General features: G+C 70.6%; 18 protein-coding genes, 1 tRNA gene and 3 pseudogenes. 13 read left to right on the top strand and 9 right to left on the bottom strand.

Features of this window, described 5'->3' with window-relative positions; all coding sequences use genetic code 11:
• Nucleotides 1-8: 8 nt before the first annotated feature.
• The gene (locus ACZ7KF_RS15090; RefSeq protein ID WP_471073697.1) at nt 9-581 is read left to right on the top strand and encodes a hypothetical protein; all 573 of its coding nucleotides are present in this window, start codon (nt 9-11) and stop codon (nt 579-581) included.
• Between the two features lie 284 nt (nt 582-865).
• Here the strand turns inward: ACZ7KF_RS15090 and ACZ7KF_RS15085 are convergent, their stop codons facing one another.
• From ACZ7KF_RS15085 to ACZ7KF_RS15075, 3 genes are all read right to left on the bottom strand, one after another.
• Complete coding sequence (locus ACZ7KF_RS15085; RefSeq protein WP_471073694.1) at nt 866-1,828, bottom strand: DUF5926 family protein; 963 nt, start codon at nt 1,826-1,828, stop codon at nt 866-868.
• A gap of 145 nt (nt 1,829-1,973) precedes the next feature.
• Nucleotides 1,974-2,672, bottom strand: coding sequence for an ATP-binding protein (locus tag ACZ7KF_RS15080; protein WP_471074483.1), 699 nt, complete (start codon nt 2,670-2,672; stop codon nt 1,974-1,976).
• A gap of 297 nt (nt 2,673-2,969) precedes the next feature.
• Nucleotides 2,970-3,797: a glycerophosphodiester phosphodiesterase gene (locus tag ACZ7KF_RS15075; RefSeq protein ID WP_471073691.1), complete on the bottom strand. Its 828-nt coding sequence runs from the start codon at nt 3,795-3,797 to the stop codon at nt 2,970-2,972.
• 220 nt (nt 3,798-4,017) lie between these two features.
• Here ACZ7KF_RS15075 and ACZ7KF_RS15070 point away from each other — a divergent pair, with 220 nt between their 5' ends.
• Both ACZ7KF_RS15070 and ACZ7KF_RS15065 read left to right on the top strand, forming a co-directional pair.
• Nucleotides 4,018-5,442: a S1C family serine protease gene (locus tag ACZ7KF_RS15070; protein WP_471073688.1), complete on the top strand. Its 1,425-nt coding sequence runs from the start codon at nt 4,018-4,020 to the stop codon at nt 5,440-5,442.
• Between the two features lie 221 nt (nt 5,443-5,663).
• Nucleotides 5,664-5,752, top strand: a tRNA-Ser gene (locus tag ACZ7KF_RS15065).
• A gap of 599 nt (nt 5,753-6,351) precedes the next feature.
• On the opposite strand, the gene ACZ7KF_RS15060 is transcribed toward ACZ7KF_RS15065, so the two are convergent.
• Nucleotides 6,352-7,017, bottom strand: coding sequence for a nitroreductase (locus ACZ7KF_RS15060; protein WP_471074480.1), 666 nt, complete (start codon nt 7,015-7,017; stop codon nt 6,352-6,354).
• Nucleotides 7,018-7,129: 112 nt separating this feature from the next.
• Between ACZ7KF_RS15060 and ACZ7KF_RS15055 the strand changes: the two are divergent.
• From ACZ7KF_RS15055 to ACZ7KF_RS15040, 4 genes and pseudogenes are all read left to right on the top strand, one after another.
• Nucleotides 7,130-7,901 (top strand): annotated as a pseudogene (locus ACZ7KF_RS15055) (IS5 family transposase).
• Between the two features lie 730 nt (nt 7,902-8,631).
• Complete coding sequence (locus ACZ7KF_RS15050) at nt 8,632-9,915, top strand: ice-binding family protein (RefSeq protein WP_471073685.1); 1,284 nt, start codon at nt 8,632-8,634, stop codon at nt 9,913-9,915.
• A gap of 400 nt (nt 9,916-10,315) precedes the next feature.
• The gene (locus ACZ7KF_RS15045; protein ID WP_471073682.1) at nt 10,316-10,879 is read left to right on the top strand and encodes a DUF5819 family protein; all 564 of its coding nucleotides are present in this window, start codon (nt 10,316-10,318) and stop codon (nt 10,877-10,879) included.
• 79 nt (nt 10,880-10,958) lie between these two features.
• Nucleotides 10,959-12,014 carry an HTTM domain-containing protein gene (locus ACZ7KF_RS15040; RefSeq protein WP_471074477.1) on the top strand — a complete coding sequence of 352 codons (1,056 nt, stop codon included), beginning with the start codon at nt 10,959-10,961 and terminating at the stop codon, nt 12,012-12,014.
• Nucleotides 12,015-12,188: 174 nt separating this feature from the next.
• Here ACZ7KF_RS15040 and ACZ7KF_RS15035 read toward each other — a convergent pair whose 3' ends face one another.
• The gene (locus ACZ7KF_RS15035; RefSeq protein WP_471074474.1) at nt 12,189-12,515 is read right to left on the bottom strand and encodes an ASCH domain-containing protein; all 327 of its coding nucleotides are present in this window, start codon (nt 12,513-12,515) and stop codon (nt 12,189-12,191) included.
• 91 nt (nt 12,516-12,606) lie between these two features.
• A complete protein-coding gene (locus ACZ7KF_RS15030; protein ID WP_471073679.1) occupies nt 12,607-12,930 on the bottom strand; it encodes a hypothetical protein in 324 nt (107 codons plus the stop codon).
• 93 nt (nt 12,931-13,023) lie between these two features.
• Here ACZ7KF_RS15030 and ACZ7KF_RS15025 point away from each other — a divergent pair.
• A pseudogene (locus tag ACZ7KF_RS15025) lies at nt 13,024-13,203 on the top strand (IS5/IS1182 family transposase); the annotation flags it as partial.
• Nucleotides 13,127-13,501: a Shedu anti-phage system protein SduA domain-containing protein gene (locus tag ACZ7KF_RS15020; protein WP_471073676.1), complete on the top strand. Its 375-nt coding sequence runs from the start codon at nt 13,127-13,129 to the stop codon at nt 13,499-13,501. The pseudogene ACZ7KF_RS15025 and the gene ACZ7KF_RS15020, both read left to right, overlap by 77 nt.
• Nucleotides 13,502-13,776: 275 nt before the next feature.
• On the opposite strand, the gene ACZ7KF_RS15015 is transcribed toward ACZ7KF_RS15020, so the two are convergent.
• The 3 genes from ACZ7KF_RS15015 to ACZ7KF_RS15005 all read right to left on the bottom strand — a co-directional run bounded on the left by ACZ7KF_RS15015 (nt 13,777) and on the right by ACZ7KF_RS15005 (nt 15,508).
• A complete protein-coding gene (locus ACZ7KF_RS15015) occupies nt 13,777-14,187 on the bottom strand; it encodes a hypothetical protein (RefSeq protein ID WP_471073673.1) in 411 nt (136 codons plus the stop codon).
• Between the two features lie 100 nt (nt 14,188-14,287).
• Nucleotides 14,288-14,530, bottom strand: coding sequence for a hypothetical protein (locus ACZ7KF_RS15010; RefSeq protein ID WP_471073670.1), 243 nt, complete (start codon nt 14,528-14,530; stop codon nt 14,288-14,290).
• A 105-nt stretch (nt 14,531-14,635) separates the two neighbouring features.
• On the bottom strand, nt 14,636-15,508 hold the full coding sequence (locus ACZ7KF_RS15005; protein WP_471073667.1) for a bifunctional DNA primase/polymerase: 873 nt from the start codon (nt 15,506-15,508) through the stop codon (nt 14,636-14,638).
• Nucleotides 15,509-15,626: 118 nt separating this feature from the next.
• On the opposite strand from ACZ7KF_RS15005, the pseudogene ACZ7KF_RS15000 reads away from it, so the two are divergent.
• The 4 genes and pseudogenes from ACZ7KF_RS15000 to ACZ7KF_RS14985 form a co-directional block, all read left to right on the top strand.
• Nucleotides 15,627-15,823, top strand: a pseudogene (locus ACZ7KF_RS15000) (hypothetical protein); the annotation flags it as partial.
• 196 nt (nt 15,824-16,019) lie between these two features.
• Entirely contained in the window at nt 16,020-16,952 is a 933-nt protein-coding gene (locus tag ACZ7KF_RS14995) for a bifunctional MaoC family dehydratase N-terminal/OB-fold nucleic acid binding domain-containing protein (RefSeq protein ID WP_471073664.1), read from the top strand.
• Entirely contained in the window at nt 16,949-17,341 is a 393-nt protein-coding gene (locus tag ACZ7KF_RS14990) for a MaoC/PaaZ C-terminal domain-containing protein (protein WP_471073661.1), read from the top strand. Before ACZ7KF_RS14995 ends, ACZ7KF_RS14990 begins: the two co-directional genes overlap by 4 nt.
• Nucleotides 17,338-18,504, top strand: a complete 1,167-nt coding sequence (locus ACZ7KF_RS14985) for a lipid-transfer protein (protein ID WP_471073659.1) — start codon at nt 17,338-17,340, stop codon at nt 18,502-18,504. The genes ACZ7KF_RS14990 and ACZ7KF_RS14985 overlap by 4 nt, the downstream gene beginning before the upstream one ends.
• Nucleotides 18,505-18,579 lie beyond the last annotated feature (75 nt).

Raw genomic sequence — 18,579 nt, 5'->3', positions numbered from 1 at the left:
TTCCGCACATGCTGCGTCATTCCGGCCGCCACAGTGCCCCCCAGCCGCCCCGTGGCCGGCGGGACCCCCGAAGGCTTCGTCTGCTCGCCCTCGTGGGCGTCGTGGCGGTGGTGGTCGCGCTGCCGCTGACCGTGGCGTCCGGCCAGGTGGGCGACGCCGGCCGGGCCGCCGAACCCGCCGCTCCCCGGGGTGACGCCAAGTCCCTGCCGGACACCGCCCGCCGCTCCCCCTTCCTGCTCGGCCTCGGGCTCGCCACCGCCACCCGCTGCGGCCCCGAGCTGACCTCGCCCGACGGCATCGAGGCGCAGACCTGTGTGCTCACGCAGGGCGAGGACACCTGGGCGCGCACCTACTACCGCAACGCCACCGGAGAGTCGCTGGACTCCCTGCTGAGCCTGATGGGACCGGGCGGCCGGACCGTGCAGATGCGCTGCGTCACCGGAGCCGACGACGAGCCCGCCACCTGTGAGACTCCGCGCGAGCACAGCCGGGGGGTACCGGACGCCTACACGGCCGTCGTCGAGTTCGCCGCGCACGGCGCGGACGGGGCGCTGCTGCTCCGCTCGGGCAGCAACTCCTGACAGAGGCAAGGGAGTTGGCACTCGGCGACGAGAGGGCGCCGGTGCGGGCGTGGCCGGGCGGACGGGCGCGGACATGGAAAGACCCGGTTGCTGGCGACGGGGGATGCACCAGCAACCGGGCTACTGGAACGGTAACAAGAGATCCGCGGTTCGCAAATTCCGTCTCGGCAATTCGGACACGGATTTCCCTGGCGGAACGGGGAGTTGTGACAGGAGTCACCTGCCGCGCGGCCGGTGTCACGGCTGACCGACCAGTCAGCCGTGACACCGGGGCGCGCGGGGCGTCAGCTGAGCGTGACCTGCCGGTTGGTCAGCCCGCCGCGCGCCCGGCGCTCGTCCGCCGTGAGCGGCTCCTGGACGGCGAGGGCGGCGGCGAGGCGCTCGGCGAACTCGGCGGCCGGCTTCTCCACGTCCTCGGCGGTGACCCCGCTCGGCAGGTCCCAGACCGGCACCGTGAGGCCGTGAGCTCGGAAGGAGCCCACCAGCCGGGTGCCCTCGCCCAGGCTGGAGCGGCCCGCCGCGTGCAGCCGGGCGAGAGCGTCCAGAAGCTGCTCCTCCGGATGCGGCATGACCCAGCGCAGGTGGTTCTTCTCCGGGGTCTCGCACCAGTACGCGGCGTCCACTCCGGTCAGCTTCACGGTCGGGATGGCGGCGGCGTTGGCACGCTCCAGGGAGGCGGCCACCTCCGGCGTGGCGTTCTCCGCGTCCGGCACCCAGAACTCGAAGCCGGTGTGCACGACCGGCTCGAAGGCGCCCTCCGGGTCGAGCAGGTCCTGCAGCCGCGGGCCGTCGGCGGGGGCGCGGCGGCCCTGCACCGGGGTGCCGGGCTCGGCCTCCAGCGCGCGCCGCAGCGTGTCGGCGAGGTCGCGGCTGATGTCGCCGGACGCCGTGTCGTTCTGCAGGCCGATCAGGACCGAGCCGTCGTCGCGGCGCAGTGCGGGCCAGGCCATCGGCAGCACCGTGGCCAGGGTGACGGACGGAACGCCCTCGGGCAGGCCGTCCTTCAGGGGCAGTTCGGCCGTCGCGGCCGGTACCAGCTCGCGCAGCGCGACCCAGTCGCACTCGCCGGGCAGCCCTTCGAACGGGCGCTGCACCAGCTCGGTCGCGGCGTGCGCGGCGGCCCGGCCGTGACAGGCCTTGTAGCGCCGGCCGCTGCCGCACGGGCAGGGTTCGCGAGCGCCGACGACCGGGATCTCCCCGTCGATCGGCTGCGGCTTGGCCTTCGTCTGGGGTCGCTTCTTGGCCATGGTGGGTGTCTCCCGGTTACGGCTCTTCTCGTACGGCGGGAGCCTAGCCGTTCGGGCCATGACCGACGGGAACCTGTGGACAACGCACGGGCGCTCGACTCCGGTGGTGTGAACCCGTGGACGACGCGGGCCGCCCGTCCGGCGTTCAGTCCAGGCCGTCGAACACGTCCGAGAAGTCCAGGCCGGACAGGTCCGGCAGCCGTACGTCCCGGGCCGTCAGGCCCGCGAACCCCTCGTCCGTGAGCGGCGGCTCCGGGGGTGCGGAGCGCGTGACGCGCGTAGCGAACGCGTCGCGGCGACACCCCGCATCGGGATCGTGGACGTCCTCGTGCACCAGCACCCAGACGGTCACCTCGCCCCGGACGTCGTCCCGGACCCCCCAGTCGTCGGCGAGGGCCGTGATGATGTTCAGCCCGCGACCGCCGTGCGCGGTCACCGACGGTGTGGCCGGCGCCGGGCGGGTCGGGCCGCCGCCGTCCGTGACCTCCACGACGAGCCGCCCGCGCGTGTCGACCCGCCAGGCGGCGCGGACGTCACCGTCCCCGGCCGGCGCGTCCCCCAGGGGCCGCCCGTGTTTGCAGGCATTGCTCAAAAGTTCGGAAAGGATCAGTACGGCGTCGTCGATGACCGTTTCCGCTACGCCACCGCTGCGCAGCTGCGCCCGCATGCGGTGCCGCGCCTTCCCCACGCCCGCAGGGCCATGGGGTACGGCCATGCTCGACGACGTGGGCACCTCCTGTGCCACCACCAACGCCACCCCCGAGACCTCCTTCGCCCCACGCCACGGTGTGGATGCCCCCCTGGCCTGTACCGGAAACCGGCCAATCCACTTCCGGTGACGCATTCGGTACGAGCGCACACGCAGCGAACGCGCCGGAGCACTCCCCGTGACGAACGGCGCCGCAGGGTGGCCTTCCGGGCCGGTTTCGGCCATCCGAAGGCCGCCCGACGTCCACCCGAAGGCCGCCCGGAGTCCGTCCGGCGTCCTGTCCCGAGTCCGTCCGGAGTCCGTCCGGCGTCCTGTCCGGAATCCGTCCGGCGTCCTGTCCGGAGTCCGTCCGGAGACTGCCCGGAGGTCGGTGGGGCGGCCGGTGGGACGGCCGGTGGGGTGGCCGTTCGGGCGGATGGTCGGATGGTCGGATCAGCGGCCCAGCCGGTGCAGCACCGCGCGCGGGCGGTTGGTGATGATGGCGTCGATGCCCAGCTCGACGCAGAGGTCGACGTCCTCGGGCTCGTTCACGGTCCACACGTGGACCTGGTGCCCGGCCCGCTTCAGTCGTTCCACATAGGCCGGGTGGTTGCGCACGATGCGGATCGAGGGGCCCGCGATGCCCACGCCCCCGGGCAGCCGGCCCTCGCGCAGCCGCGGCGAGAGGAACTGCACCAGGTAGACCGTCGGCAGCGTCGGCGCCGCGGCACGCACGCGGTGCAGCGAGCGCGCCGAGAAGCTCATGACCCGGACCGGCGACTCCTCGGCGGAGGCCGGCGCGTCCAGGCCGAAACGCTTCAGCAGGGTCAGCAGCCGCTCCTCGACCTGGCCCGCCCAGCGCGTGGGGTGCTTGGTCTCGATGGCCAGCTCGACCCGCCGCCCGGCGTCGGCGACCAGTTCCAGCAGCCGCTCCAGGGTGAGCACGGAGGTCTCCTCGCGGTCCTCCGGGCGGTGCTCCCAGTCGGGTTCCTCGTCCCGTCCCCGCCAGGCCTCGCGGGTCTTCCAGGAGCCGAAGTCGAGCGCGGCGAGGTCGGCCAGCTCCAGCGCGGAGACCGCGCCGCGGCCGTTGGAGGTACGGTTCACCCGCCGGTCGTGGACACAGACGAGATGGCCGTCCGCGGTCAGCCGTACGTCGCACTCCAAGGCGTCGGCGCCGTCCTCGATCGCCTTCCGGTAGGCGGCGAGGGTGTGCTCGGGTGCGTCTTCGGAGGCGCCCCGGTGGGCGACGACCTGAATGGAGCGGTGTGGTGCGTGGGTCACCGCGTCATGGTGCCACCGTCGCCGGGTACACGGGGCGGCGTGCATGCGGCCGTGCGACGAACGGGCGCATACAGCCTGCCCCTTTATGTAACTTTTGCGATAAAGGTTCTATATAAAGAGGACCGCCGGACCCACAGGCACCGCTTATGGTGCTCTGACGGCTCGTGGGAAAAGCTGACTGCAGACGGATGAAATCAGGCGTGGACCGAGGAGAAGAGCTGTGAGCACCGAGAACGAGGGCAACGCGGTACCCCCGGCGCCGTCCGCACCTCCCGTGCCGGTGGCCTCTCCCGCCGCTTCCCCGCAGGGCCCCGGCCCCGGGGGGAACGCGCCGACGGCTCCGCTGCCGCCCGTGCCCCAGGAGAGCCCGGCGGCCCCCACCGCACACGACCCGGTACCGGCCGGCCCGGCACCCGACGGCTCCTGGCCGCCTCCGCCGCCGGCCACCCCGGCCTACGCCGACGGCGGCGCGGGCGCCGGCTGGGGCGCCTCGTACCAGCAGCCCGCCCCCAAGCCGCGCGGCGGGCGCGGCGGACTGGTGGCGGCGGTCCTCGTGGCGGCGCTGGTCGCGGGCGGCCTGGGCGGCGGCCTCGGCTACACCCTGGCCAAGGACCGGGACGACCGCGGCTCCACCACCGTCTCCGCCTCCGACGGCAGCGCCACGCAGGTCAAGCGCGCGCCCGGGACGATCGCCAACGTGGCCTCCAGGGCGCTGCCCAGCACGGTGACCATCGAGGCCGAGAGCAGCAACGGCGAGGGTGGCACGGGCACCGGCTTCGTCTTCGACACCCAGGGCCACATCGTCACCAACAACCACGTGGTGGCGGAGGCGGTCGACGGCGGCAAGCTCACGGCCACCTTCCCGAGCGGCAAGAAGTACGACGCCGAGATCGTCGGCCACGCCCAGGGCTACGACGTGGCCGTCATCAAGCTCAAGAACGCCCCCTCCGACCTCAAGCCGCTCGCCCTCGGCGACTCCGACAAGGTGGCCGTCGGCGACGAGACCATCGCCATCGGCGCCCCGTTCGGCCTGTCCAACACGGTGACGACCGGCATCATCAGCGCCAAGAACCGCCCGGTGGCCTCCAGCGACGGCAGCTCCACCAGCAAGGCGTCGTACATGAGCGCCCTGCAGACCGACGCGTCCATCAACCCCGGCAACTCCGGCGGTCCGCTGCTGGACGCCTCCGGCGCGGTCATCGGCATCAACTCGGCGATCCAGTCGTCCGGCAGCGGCGGCGGCTTCGGCGGCTCCGGCCAGTCGGGCTCGATCGGCCTGGGCTTCGCCATCCCGATCAACCAGGCCAAGTACGTCGCCCAGCAGCTGATCAAGAGCGGCAAGCCGGTGTACGCCAGGATCGGCGCGTCCGTCTCCCTGGAGGACTCCTCCGACGGCGCCAAGATCACCGACCAGGGCACGGGCGGGGCCGCCGCGGTCGAGTCGGGCGGTCCCGCGGACAAGGCGGGCCTCAAGCCCGGCGACGTCATCACCAAGCTCGACGACCACGTGATCGACAGCGGCCCGACCCTGATCGGCGAGATCTGGACGCACGAGCCGGGCGACAAGGTCACCATCACCTACAAGCGCGGCGGCCAGGAGCACAACGTGACCCTGACGCTGGGAGCGCGGGAGGGCGACAGCTGACCCGGCCGGCCGGCACACGCCACCAGGGGCACCTCTCGGACGAGGGGTGCCCCTGTGCTTCGCGGGCACCTCTCGACGAGGGGTGCCCCTGCTGCTTCGCGTGATCCCGCCGCCCCGGCCCCTCGTCGGCTTCCGGCCGTGCCCAGTAGGGCAACCACGGCCCCGCGATCCGGCGGCGGGCCGGTAATGTGTACCCGCGCCGCCGGTGTCCGGCGACGCGGGGAGGCGTGCCCGAGCGGCCGAAGGGAACGGTCTTGAAAACCGTAGTGACGTGAAAGCGTCACCGTGGGTTCGAATCCCACCGCCTCCGCAGGTCACAGACGTGCTGGTCAGAAGGGGTGCCCCTCGGTGAGGGGCACCCCTTCTGCATGGGGGTTGTCTCACCCCGATCCGGCCCTGTCGCGTTGTGGATCACTGCGTGCGGACCAGGCGTGGACCAGATTGTGGAACGCCGTCCCTGCATTGACCTGGAGTCAGTTGAGAGGTCGCGTTTCCCGGCGAACGGGAGCCACTGGTGCTTGATCGAGGCCATGACGGCATAGCGACACCCGCCCGCCGGGCGGCGTTGCGGTACCAGTCCGACGCCGGCGCGGAGCGGGCACAGCTGACATGGGTGTGCCCCGTATCAGACTTCCGACGCGTGGCGCGGTGAGGTGACAGGCGGGCCGCCGACCATGCGCGAACCGGCGGCCCGTCCAGCCCGTCCCTGTGGCCGACACCGGAGGAACGGCAGGGGCGCATACAGCCTGCGGCCCGGCCCGTCACGATATCCGAGGTGACCGGAATCAGGAGCATCCGCGCACATCGCTGCTACGAATTTGTTCCACCTGCGTAAGCCTTTATCGCTCCCGACACTCGTAGGGGCGATCAGCCACCAGGCCCTGTCCTGTCGATCTCGGCCGTCAGCGGTCACATTCCGATGAAGCTCACCGTTTCCGTCATGTCCGCCCGCCCGGTACGCAGCCTTGGCACGCCTTCCTTCTCAAATCCCACTGAGATGCCGCAGTACAGCACAAGCTCGTCATCGGCTCCGACTGTTCGGCTGACGGCCTTGCGGTACATGGTCCACATCACCTGGGGGCAGCTGTGCAAGCCTTCCGCCCTCAGCAACAGCATGACCGTCTGCAAGTACATCCCCGCATCACCCCACTGTCCGGGCCCCATCGTGCGGTCGAGGTAGCAGAACAAGACGACCGGCGCTCCGAACGCCTCCGAGTTCAAGGTAGCGATCTTCTGGGGCCGGTCGGGGTCGTCGCGCTCGATCCCCAGCGCTTCGTATCGCTGAGCCGCCGCAGCGGAGAAGCGGTCCAGATACGGCGAGGTCAGTTCGTCCGGGTACATCGGATACTCCCGCTCATCACCCGGGTCTCCCGCCAGTGCCCTGGCCGTCGCGCGCCTCTTCAGTTCGGCCAGGGGTTCGCCGCTCACGACATACATGTGCCACGGCTGGAGGTTCCCGCTGGACGGAGCCCGCGTTGCTGCGGTCAACACTCGTTCGAGGACCTCCTTGGGCACCGGCTCATCGCTGAACGCCCGTACGGCCCGGCGGCTGTCGACGGCCTCATACACATCCACGTCTTCGCGTCCTCTCATGCAACCGGGCCCCTCCACCCCATTCAGCGGTCAGGACCGAGCATCGCTGGGGGCTGGACCACGTTCCGACGATCAGTCAGTCGTTGATACGACTATGGGGAGTAGGAGTGATCTGACAGATGCCCAGTGGGAGCGGCTGGAGCCGCTTCTGCCGGTGAGCAACGGGCGTTGCGGCAGGTGGCGGGACCATCGTCAGGTCGTGAACGGGGTGCTGTACCGGATACGCACGGGCGTGCAGTGGCGCGATGTGCCGGAGCGGTTTGGACCGTGGAAGACGGTGCACGAGCGCCCTCCTTCAAAGGGGGCTCTGTCCAGACGGTCAAAGTCGCTCGGGTCCGGTCGGAACTGATCGACCGGCCGGCGGAGGTGGTGCGGGAGGTGAGGCGCTCGGCCGCTCGCGTGGCGGGTTCACTACCAAGATCCACCTGAGTGCGGACGGGCGCTGCCGGGTGCTCTCGCTGGTCATCACGCCCGGGCAATACGCCGACTGCACCCAGTTCGAGTCGGTCATGGACAGGATCCGCGTGCCGCGGCTGACCTGCGGCAGGCCGCGCACCAAGCCGGACAGTGCCAGCGCCGACAAGGGCCACGGCAACCGCCGCACCCGCCGTTACCTGCGCAGACGAGGAATCCGGCACGTCATCCCGGAGAAGGCCGACCAGGCCGCCAACCGGGTCCGACGCGGCAGCTCCGGGGGTCGGCCGCCCGGTTTCGACAGGGACCGCTACAAGAAGTGCAACACCGTTGAACGGGCGATCAACAGGCTGAAGACCTTCCGCGCGGTTGCGACCAGGTTCGACAAGCGCGGCTACGTCTACCTCGGCACCGTCACCGCAGCCGCACTCGTCATCTGGCTCCGCTCGTGATCGCCAGGACAGGCCCCAAGGCCGCATGCCGATAACCCGGAACGAGCCGGATGCGAAGGCGTCCGCTTACCTTCGGCATCGGTGAACGTGTACTGCTTCTCTCCACCTGCGAGCGTTATCCGGGTGGGTGAGAACCGAGGCAACGGATCTGGCAACACCGGAGTCGGCCTTCTGCGGGTCCGGAGAAAGCGAACTCATGTGCAATTGAATTAGTATGACTTATTCGGCTTGGCTGTGCTCGTGCGTTGCGTGGTCCTGCACTCTTGAATCGGTCCCACCGTCGAATTTCCCGACCCGGCGGCGTGATCGCGGCGGGGGGAGAATCTCGCAGCCTGGGTCTACCGGGCTCATTTTGCCCGGAAGATCGCCGGAATGGTTCCGCTCCTGGGGGGTGCCTGCAAGGTGGTTGCCTTCGGTGGTGTCGCGCAGGGTACGAATAATCTCCCTGTGGTATGTCTTCTGTTCCCGTGACTCTGGCCGACTGTCTCTCTGAGAAGCAGTCCTCTTTGGTGATGTAGTCCTCGCCCGTCCGGGTGAGCAGTTGACGCCATTCGGCCTACCAGGCATTGCTGGCATTCGCGATTCGCTTGTCAAGTTCAGCGAAACCACTCAGATGAACCGTAATCCGATGCATGTTCCTGAGTAATATGCCAGCGAGAGAAACCTGGCGATTCTGTGCGACCGAGAACGCCAAATACCTCACCATCCCCTCACAGGAGTTGGCCCCTCGATGACGCTGAATATCCCTGTCGCGCCGCTACGGCGCACGCTGTCGGTCTGGATCGCGGCGGCACTTGCCGTGGTGATCGCCGCTGTCGTAGTCGCTGTGACGCCGACGCAGGCAAATGCCATCGCCACACCTGTGCCGCTGGGCACGGCGGACAGCTTTGCGGTACTGGCCGGTTCGGCCGTCACCAACACCGGTCCCTCGGTGGTCACCGGGGATCTCGGAGTGAGTCCGGGGACGTCCATCACTGGATTCCCTCCCGGCTTGGTGAACGGGGCGCAGCACTCTGCGGACGCCGTGGCCGACCAGGCCCAGACCGACCTGGTCACGGCGTACAACGACGCTGCCGGACAGGCCACCGACGGTGCTCTCCCCGCGGACGCTGGTGGCCTGACACTGGTGCCTGGCGTCTACACCGCTTCCTCCACTCTGGGGCTCACCGGCACTCTCACCCTGGACGCCCAGGGGGACCCCAACGCCGTCTGGGTGTTCCAGGTCGGTTCGGGTCTGACGACGGCGTCTGCCAGCCGGGTGCTTCTCATCAACGGCGCCTCGCCGTGCAACGTGTTCTGGAAGGTCGGCAGTTCGGCAACCCTCGGCACCAATTCCACCTTTGTCGGTAACATCCTGGCCCTGACGTCCATCTCTGCCACGACGGGCGCAACGATCGACGGGCGGGCACTGGCCCGTAACGGTGCCGTGACGCTGGACACCAACACGATCACCCGGCCACAGTGCGCGGGCGGGACGACGGGCACCACGACCGCTGGGACGACGGGCACCACGACGACCGGTGAGACGACGGCCGGGACGACGGGCACCACGACGGCCGGCACGACCGGTGAGACGACGGCCGGGACGACGGGCACCACGACGGCCGGCACGACCGGTGAGACGACGGCCGGCACCACGGGTGCGACGACGGCCGGCACGACCGGTGCGACGACGGCCGGCACCACGGGTGCGACGACGGCCGGCACGACCGGTGCGACGACGGCCGGCACGACCGGTGCGACGACGGCCGGCACCACGGGTGCGACGACGGCCGGCACGACCGGTGCGACGACCGCCGGCACCACGGGTGCGACGACGGCCGGCACCACGGGTGCGACGACGGCCGGCACGACCGGTGCGACGACCGCCGGCACCACGGGTGCGACGACCGCCGGCACCACCGGTGGAAACGGCCATGGGTGCAAGCCAGGCAAGCCAGGCAAGCCCGATAAGCCCGGCGACTACGGAGACCAGGGCGGCACGGACTATGGCTACGGCTGTGATCCTGCCTAGCGCGATTGTCAGCGCGGCCCGAAGCGATTCCCGCGCGTCCTGGGGATCTGCGACGGCGTAGCTGGGTCACGCGCGTGCGGTCTCCGGCGGCGTGTGTGCTCGGGGGCCACCGCCCACGTGCGTGAGTAGGACGGACGGCGTACGGCGCGAATCGTCACCGATTCCGCCGCACGCCGCCGGCGAACCTCAGGAGAAACAAGTGAGAGAAGTCGGGTGGGACCGGCCGGACGGGGCCGTGCGTGGTGGCGTCGCGTCACCGGACGCCGACGAGTCGGACCGGGCCGTCGCCGGGCGAGCCGTGCAGAACGGGGGCAGCGGACCACTTGCCGTCGACACACCGTCGAAGCCCCCCCTCGCCGTCAGGGCCGGGGTACGAGTCGCCGTAGTCTTGTGTCTGGCGATGACCTTGGTGCACGTGCTCCTGGTGTTCCTGGAGGTGGCACCACCGAATCCCGTTTCCCGGCAATACAGCCGGCAGGTCGACGCCTGGGTCTTCCCGCTGTTCGAGCAGAACTGGCGACTCTTCGCCCCGGACCCGGAGTCGGTCAACCGGAGGATCTCGGCGCGGACCATGCACACCGCTGCGGATGGCGCCGTCCGGGTCAGCGGCTGGTTCGACCTGAGCGCCGTCGATACAGCCGCGGTGAGACACGACCCCTTCCCGAGCCATACCGCGCAGAACATGCTGCGCCGGGCCTGGACTTCCTACCTCGAGACGCACGGAGGCGACGATCGGCCGCACTCCCAGCGCGCTGTGATGATCCAGGAATACCTGCGCAACATCGCGGCGGAGCGCGTCGCCGCTCGGCATCACGGCGCGTTCGAGTCCATCCAGCTGCGAGTGGTCAGCCTGCCCGTCGCCGCGCCCGCAGCGGTGGGCCCCGAACCCGCCGCGGCAGCACAGAAGCCCGCGGACACCCGTTACCTGCCCTGGTGGAAGGTGGCCCCCCATGCAACAGGCTGAGCAGACACCGATCGCGGCAACCATGCCCTCGCGCCCCGGACACGGCACCGAGCGGGCGGGCGTACGCGCGTCGCAGCACATGCCCGCCCGCATCCTCACGCTCCTCACCCTCCTGCTGGAACAGCCGATCTCCCTGTATGCCGCGGCGGTTCTGCGTATCGGGTACGGGTTCCTGTACTTCGCCTTCCTACTGCGCGAATTTCCCCACCGCGACGAGATCTGGGGTCCCGGCGCACCGTGGACGCCGACACTGGCCGGGCAACTCTTCGACCAGACCGGATGGGCCAGCATCCTCACCCTGTCCGACAGCCGCGCCTACTTCGAGGTCTGCTACACGGTGGCCCTCGTCACCTCCGCACTGTTCATGCTGGGCTGGCGGACCAGAGCGGTGTCTGTGCTCTTCGCGGTCGTGGTGGCCTCGTTTCACGCCAGGGCGATCTTCATGACGGACGGAGGGGACAACCTCATCCTCCTCATGGCCCTCTACCTCGTCGTCACCGCATGCGGCCGACGCTGGTCCCTGGACGCGCGCAGGGCCCGGCTGGTATCCGCCGACAGGACTCACCGGCTTCCGCTGGACCAGCCGTCCGGCGAGCTGCGACGCCACCTCCGCGACGCGCGCCTGACGGTGGTCACCGTGCTGCACAACTGCGGCATGCTCGTCATCGCCGCCCAGGTCTGCTTCCTCTACGGATCCGCGGGCCTGTACAAGGTGCAGGGCGCCACCTGGGGCAACGGAAGTGCCCTCCACTACGCCCTGAACCTCGACGTGTTCCGGCCCTGGCCGGTGCTCTCCACCATGGCGGACCGACACGACGTACTCATCACTGTCGTCTGCTACCTGACGGTGCTGGTGCAGGTGGCCTTCCCGTTCGTCCTCTTCGGCAGACTCAAGTACCCCGTGCTGGCAGTGCTGTTGGGCATGCACCTGGGTATCGCGCTCTTTTTGGGCCTGCCGCTCTTCTCCGGCGCGATGATCGTTGCGGATGCCGTGTTCCTCCCGGACCGCTTCTACCGGTATCTCGGTCGGCTGCGGCGGGGCACCACCTGGCGGACACACGGCAGGGAGGCGGGCACTCCGTCCGGCGGAGAGCTGGCGCTCGTGCCGCCGCAGCACACATCGCCGAGCCAGTGAGGGGCTTCGTTCTGCGAGGGTAACGATCAGGCGGATGGCGAGTTTGCACCCAGGTACCGGAGCTGGGCGGGGCTGCCGGGGCGGTCAAGCCTCCACGTCGGATGCTTCAACCGGCTGGACCAGCCGGTCTCTTTTCCGTACGCCCTCTCGGGGGAGCGAGGGCGACACGGCGGCTTACTGCGGCAGCAGCTCGATTTCGATGGCGAGCACGCCGAGCGCTTCCTTCTCCGCCGGGTAGATCTCGCGGATATCGGCGAGCTGCTGCTCGCGAGAGGAGGTCGGATCGACGTTCGCCGGACCCTCCCCGTCGAGCAGTTCCTCGAACGTCTTGTACTCCGTGACCCGCTTCACCAGGACGACACAGGTCTCGTCCGTGCCCTTGACGCGGAAGCGGATGACGTCTCCGGCGGCCAGGTCTTCGAGGTGGGGATACTTCACCCGCACCTCGATCGTCTTCTGGCCGGCGGTGACAAGATCGAAGTATCGGCGGTAGAGGTTCAGTTCGCGGACGCAGCGAGTAACACGTCCGTCGGACCGAGCAAGCGGTCGACGTACTCACCCAACGAGCCGGGCCACTCTCGGGTGTCGAGCATCACGGGGCCGCACCGTCCGGCAAGGGTGCGCGCCCCTCGCGGATCAGGGACTTGGACAGCTTCGCGCCCGTGTCCGTGACAACTTGGGGGCAGGACAGCCGGGCGGGCAACTGCCCTCGGGTGAGGCCGACCCCCTGGAGGGCACCGTCGACGAGGATGCAGCCGGGTATCCAGTCGCTGCCCTTGACCATGACATACAGCGTGCCGACCGCCCCGCTGATCATCAGTTCTTTGACCAGGTTCCGGTAGAGCGTGGCCAGGTCCAGGTAGCCGCCGTCCGCCGGTTCGATGACCACCTCGTACTCGCCATGGTGGAGACACACGGCCGAGACCGTTGCCCGCTCGAAGCCGTCGTCAGGTACGCGGGTCCGCTCGGCGTACTTCTCGGCCCACCCGCAGTCGGGACGCGGGCAGGGGAAGAGCACAACGCTTCTCACCGCCAGGTCCGCGCCCGCGTCGAGCACGCCTTGGCCCGCATGAAGACCTGGAAGATCCTCCGAGACTGCCGCCTGAGAGGCGATGGAGTGCAGCATGCGACGCACGGCATCGCCCGCCTGTACAACCTCGCACTCAACCGGCAGGCGAGCAGTAGATGAGGCCCTGCCCTCCCCATGCCTCCGGCCCCTGCTCATCTGCTCAGACGGCTCCCTGCATAGCGTAGAGCTCAAGGGTCCAAATATTCCGCGACTCGTTAAGCGAAACCGCAATCATTGGATCGTCGGTAACGACGTACACGAAGCGGTCGGCCAGGCTCAGAAATACCTTCGGGCGCTCGATGAACAAGGGCTTGACCTTCAAGCTGCATACGAGAACGAGCTGGGCGTAAGGTGCGATGTGAGGCGGGCAAAAGCGACGGGTCTTGATTGGTCATCCCGGGTTGCCCGAGCGGCCTAAGGGCGCGGTCTTGAAAACCGTCGGGGCAGCGATGTCACCGTGGGTTCAAATTCCACCGCCTCCGCGTGGTGAGCACTGAGAGCGGCCCCTGACCTGGACGTCCGGTCGGGGGCCGTGGTGTTGCGAGGTGACTGCTCGGCACCGTGCGCGCCGGTTCCGCTCCGGCCTCCGGGACGGGGCCACGTCCGCTGAGCCGCTCGCCCTTGTCCATGGCGGCCGACTGCGGCACACGCGTCGCCGGGGCACGGACGACCTGTGCCGCGCCGTCGGCGCACTCAGCCGTCTGCTGTGACCGAGCAGTCCTTGGCGGGGATGCCGAGGAGTTCACAGGCGGCGACGTCCTCCCCCGCCTCGGCACCCTCCGCGTCCGTGGATCGAAGCTTCTGCAGATACGCCGCTGCCGCACGAGTCGCGCTACCGAAACAGGTCGGGTTCTGCTCGACGATCAGGCCGAGGATCTGCACTCGGGCCGATTCCGCGTACGGGTTGAGCAAGCCCTCCTCGCGGGCTTCGCGCTTCCTCTGCTCCCGTAGCTGGTCGGCCCGCTTCCCGAAGTCGCTGCCGGCCCGCCGGCACGTGGCGGACCGCTCGGACGCGCTGTCGTGCCGCGTCGCTCCGACGGCGTACCCGCCCGCGGCGAGCGCGATTGCTCCTGCGCTGACCAGCGCGATCACCGAATGCTTCATGGTCGGGGATCGTATCCGCGCAGGTGAGGATGCCGGTCATCGGTGAGAGGCGCGTAGCCGGTCGATGCGATGACGTGATCGCTCCGTGTTCTGGTGAGCGTTACTCCACGGCCGGGTCTTCCTGCCCCTGCCGTACGGCCAGCCGGACCGCACCCTCCACCTCGTGCGGGTCGGTCCCCGTCGCCTCGGCGTGTGCGGTGATCGCCGCCTGCAGCGCCTCCGCGACCGCGCACCAGCGGCGCCGCTGCTCCTCGTACTCGTCGCCGGTGAGGCCCGCCAGGCGGGCGCGCTCCTCTTCGGTGGAGCGTTCCAGCTTCAGCAGTTCGTCGGGTATGTCCGTCACCTTCGGATCGTAAGAGTCATCGGGCCGCATCGCCTGTTCAGCCGGGGGCGGCCGTCGTGGTTGCGCCCGGCGCGGTCGGTGGGCGGCCGTCGTGGTGTGCCCGGCTCAGGGTCGGTGCCCCGTCATCCGGGCCGCCGAGGCGATCGTGGCACGGGCCTCGCGTTCCGACAGGCCCGTGTGGAGGGCCGCCTCGGTGAGGGGGGCCACCAGCGCGGGGCCGATGCCGTTCTCGTAGGCGCGGCAGGCCGCCCAGAAGAGTCGGGTGTTGCGCTGGCCCTCGTGTGCGGAGAGGACGAACTGGACCAGGCCGCGGCCGTGGTCGCCGGAGACCGGCGGCGCCGGGGTGTGGGCGCGCGGCGGGGGCAGCAGGAGGCGGAGGAGGGACGGGGGGCAGGGCGCCGGGGCCAGCCGGGCGGTGCCGGGCGCGGCGGTGTAGACGCCGTGGTCGGTGCGGGAGCCGGGGCCCACGAGGTAGCCGCCGGCGCCCCGGATGTCGATGCCGGGGGCGAGCCGGCCGGCCGAGTTGGGGACGACCAGGTCCGGCGGGCCGGTCAGCCACAGGTGGCGGCCTCCGCTCGGGGTGAGGACGACGACCGTCTCCGGGAGGGTGAACAGATGGCGCAGGGCCAGTTCGCGCAGCGCGGCCGAGGAGTCCGTGCCGGACTTGGTGTCCAGGTCGACGCCGATCAGGTGGTACGGGGGCAGGCCGCAGGCGATGCCGTAGCCGGTGGCCCAGGGGGCGGCGGCGAAGAGTGCGCGGATGCGGTCGGGGTCGGTGGAGGCGTCGTACACGCCGTGGCCGAAGCGGCCGCACTCGCCGTGGCAGGGACGGTCCGGGGGATCCGGTTCGTCGCGGTGCGGGGAGCGCAGGGCCGGGAGCTTCGTCCGGGACAGGGGGATCACGGCCAGGCCGCGTTCGGCGGCTGACAGGGCGTGTGCGAGGGCCAGCGTCGTGGCCTGCCGGTCGGTGGTGGCCATGCCTCCATGTTCGTACGTACGTTCGAAAAAGGGAAGGGTGGGTCGCGCCGGCGTGCCGGTGCGCGGCCGAGGGGCCGGAAAGGTGCTGGAACGATTCATCCCTTGTGTCGGCTGAAGGGCTGACTCCGGCGTGGCGGCCGTCCTCGGCGGCGGGGTGGGTGGCGACAACCACGGCAACGCGGCCACCACGAACCAGAACGCGGCCGGCTCCGGCGCCTCGGACCAGAGCAACACCGCTCAGGTCAACGGCTCCGCGTCCACGCCCTCCAGCAGGGCAACGAGGACGTCTCCGTCCTCTTCGACCACCTCTGGTGAGCCGGGGGCGAGGGCCCTCCTGACGAGGGTGCTCGCGGGGTGTACTTCGGGGTCGTGACACGTCCGCGCGGCGGTACTCCGGTACCGCCGCGTCGGCGTGCTCCGGGGCGCGGGCGCGCAGGCGGGTGACCTTGACACCCCGGCGTATCTGACGGACAGTCAGAAACTGTCCCGAGCCGAGCCAGGGGGTGGTGGCGTGAGCGACGAGCGGCGGTACGACGAACTGGGCGCGCGTCTGAAGGAGTTCGAGGGGCTGCCCGCGGCCCTCTCCGGCATCGGCAAGGACCCGGTGAACGCGCCGATGATCCGGCACTGGTGCGAGGCGATGGGCGACACCAACCCCGCCTACACCGGCCCGGACGCCGTCGCCCCGCCCACCATGCTCCAGGTCTGGACGATGGGCGGCCTGTCCGGACACCAGGGCCGCACCGGGGCGTACGACGAACTGCTCGGTTTGCTGGAGGCGTCCGGCTGCACCGCCGTGGTGGCCACCGACTGCGAGCAGGAGTACCTGCGACCGCTGCGGCCGGGTGACGAGGTCGCGTTCGACACGGTGATCGAGGCGGTCTCCGGCCGCAAGACGACGAAGCTGGGCACGGGCTACTTCGTCACGACCAGGACGGACCTGCGGGTGGGCGGTGAGCCGGTCGGCACCCACCGCTTCCGCATCCTTAAATACGCCCCCGCGCCCCGCGGACCCCGCCCTCCCCGCCCCCGCCCGGTGGTCAACCGGGACAACGCCGGCTTCTGGCAGGGCGTGGCCGAGCACCGCCTCCTCATCCAGCGCTGCACGGGCTGCGGCCTCCTGCGCCACCCCTGGCTGCCCGGCTGCAACGCCTGCGGAAGCCTGGACTGGGACACGGTGGAGGCGAGCGGCGAGGGCACGGTCCACTCGTACGTGGTGCAGCACCACCCGTCCTTCCCGGCCTTCGCCGCGGCCGGCCGGGCCACCGACGCGGCGGGCCCGTACGCGGTCGGCCTGATCGAACTCGCCGAGGGCGTGCGGATGGTGAGCAACGTGGTGGGAGTGCCGTACGACGAGGTCCGCATCGGGCTGCCGGTACGGCTCGTGTTCCAGCGGTACGACGCGGAGCTGACGTTGCCCGTGTTCCGGGCGGTGGAGCGGTGAGGGCCGGCGAGCGGCTGCCACCGCTGGAGATTCCGGTGACCCGCACCCTCGTCGTGGCGGGCGCGATCGCCTCCCGGGACTACCAGGACGTGCACCACGATCCGGAGCTGGCCCGGCAGAAGGGCGCGCCGGACGTCTTCATGAACATCCTGACGACGAACGGCCTGGTCGGCCGGTACGTCACGGACCACTTCGGCCCGACGGCGGTGCTCCGCAAGGTCGCCATCAGACTGGGCGCGCCCAACCACCCGGGGGACACCATGGTGCTGACCGGCAGCGTCGAGCGGGTCGACGGCGACACGGCCGTGGTCCGGGTCGTCGGCGCCAACGGACTCGGCGACCACGTCACGGGCACGGTGACGGTCACGGTCCCGGAGGTCACGCGATGAGCCTGCGGACCCGCGACACCCTCGGCGGACGCGCGGCGATCGCCGGCATCGGCGCCACCGAGTTCTCCAAGGACTCCGGGCGCAGCGAGCTGCGCCTGGCGGTGGAGGCCGTGCGGGCCGCGCTCGACGACGCGGGGCTGACCCCGGCGGACGTGGACGGCATGGTGACGTTCACGATGGACACCAGCCCCGAGATCACCGTGGCGCAGGCCTGCGGGATGGGCGAGCTGTCCTTCTTCTCCCGGGTGCACTACGGCGGCGGAGCGGCCTGCGCCACCGTCCAGCAGGCCGCGCTCGCGGTGGCGACGGGCGTGGCGGAGGTGGTGGTCTGCTACCGGGCGTTCAACGAGCGGTCGGGCCGCAGGTTCGGCGCGGGGGTCCGGCACCGGGAGCCGTCGGCGGAGGGCGTGGCGCTCGGCTGGGTGCTGCCGTTCGGGCTGCTCACCCCGGCCTCCTGGGTGGCCATGGCGGCTCAGCGGTACCTGCACGCCTACGGGCTGACCCCGGAGGCGTTCGGGCACGTGGCCGTCGTGGACCGCGCCCACGCGGCCACCAACCCGGCCGCGTACTTCCACGGCCGCCCGATCACGCTCGCCGACCATGCCGCGTCCCGCTGGATCACCGAGCCGCTGCGCCTGCTGGACTGCTGCCAGGAGACCGACGGCGGCCAGGCGGTCGTCGTCACCTCCCTGGAGCGGGCCCGGGACCTGCCGCGTCCGCCGGCCGTGATCGCGGCGGCGGCCCAGGGCGCCGGCCGGGCCCAGGAGCAGATGACCGGCTTCCACCGCGGCGACCTGACCGGCCTGCCCGAGATGAACGCGGTGGCCCGCCAGTTGTGGCGCACCTCCGGCCTCGGCCCGGACGACATCGACGTGGGCATCCTGTACGACCACTTCACCCCGTTCGTGCTGATGCAGCTGGAGGAGTTCGGCTTCTGCGGGAGGGGGCAGGCGGGGGACTTCGTGGCGGAGCGGAGGCTGCCGTTGAACACCCACGGCGGCCAGCTCGGGGAGGCGTACCTGCACGGCATGAACGGCATCGCCGAGGCGGTCCGCCAGGTGCGGGGCACCGCCGTCAACCAGATACCGGGGGCGTCCCGGACCCTGGTGACGGCCGGCACCGGGGTGCCGACGTCCGGGCTGGTCCTGACGGCGGACGGCTGATTCCTCAGGGTCCGACCCGCAGCCGGGGCGGACCCGCCGTCCACCTTCAGGAGGTGCAGCCACCCCCACCCCTAC

The organism is Streptomyces sp. NPDC038200, assembly GCF_055600785.1.
Note: the sequence above shows the minus strand (reverse complement) of the source record. Positions and strands in the feature narration are given on the sequence as shown.

What these genes read in the sequence shown, in the direction of transcription:
- ACZ7KF_RS15090 (WP_471073697.1), top strand. Translation starts at nt 9, where the DNA reads ATGCTGCGTCATTCCGGCCGCCACAGTGCCCCCCAGCCGCCCCGTGGC.
- ACZ7KF_RS15085 (WP_471073694.1), bottom strand. Translation starts at nt 1,828, where the DNA reads ATGGCCAAGAAGCGACCCCAGACGAAGGCCAAGCCGCAGCCGATCGAC.
- ACZ7KF_RS15080 (WP_471074483.1), bottom strand. Translation starts at nt 2,672, where the DNA reads ATGCGTCACCGGAAGTGGATTGGCCGGTTTCCGGTACAGGCCAGGGGG.
- ACZ7KF_RS15050 (WP_471073685.1), top strand. Translation starts at nt 8,632, where the DNA reads ATGACGCTGAATATCCCTGTCGCGCCGCTACGGCGCACGCTGTCGGTC.
- ACZ7KF_RS15045 (WP_471073682.1), top strand. Translation starts at nt 10,316, where the DNA reads ATGACCTTGGTGCACGTGCTCCTGGTGTTCCTGGAGGTGGCACCACCG.
- ACZ7KF_RS15040 (WP_471074477.1), top strand. Translation starts at nt 10,959, where the DNA reads ATGCCCGCCCGCATCCTCACGCTCCTCACCCTCCTGCTGGAACAGCCG.
- ACZ7KF_RS15020 (WP_471073676.1), top strand. Translation starts at nt 13,127, where the DNA reads ATGGAGTGCAGCATGCGACGCACGGCATCGCCCGCCTGTACAACCTCG.
- ACZ7KF_RS15015 (WP_471073673.1), bottom strand. Translation starts at nt 14,187, where the DNA reads ATGAAGCATTCGGTGATCGCGCTGGTCAGCGCAGGAGCAATCGCGCTC.
- ACZ7KF_RS15005 (WP_471073667.1), bottom strand. Translation starts at nt 15,508, where the DNA reads ATGGCCACCACCGACCGGCAGGCCACGACGCTGGCCCTCGCACACGCC.
- ACZ7KF_RS14985 (WP_471073659.1), top strand. Translation starts at nt 17,338, where the DNA reads ATGAGCCTGCGGACCCGCGACACCCTCGGCGGACGCGCGGCGATCGCC.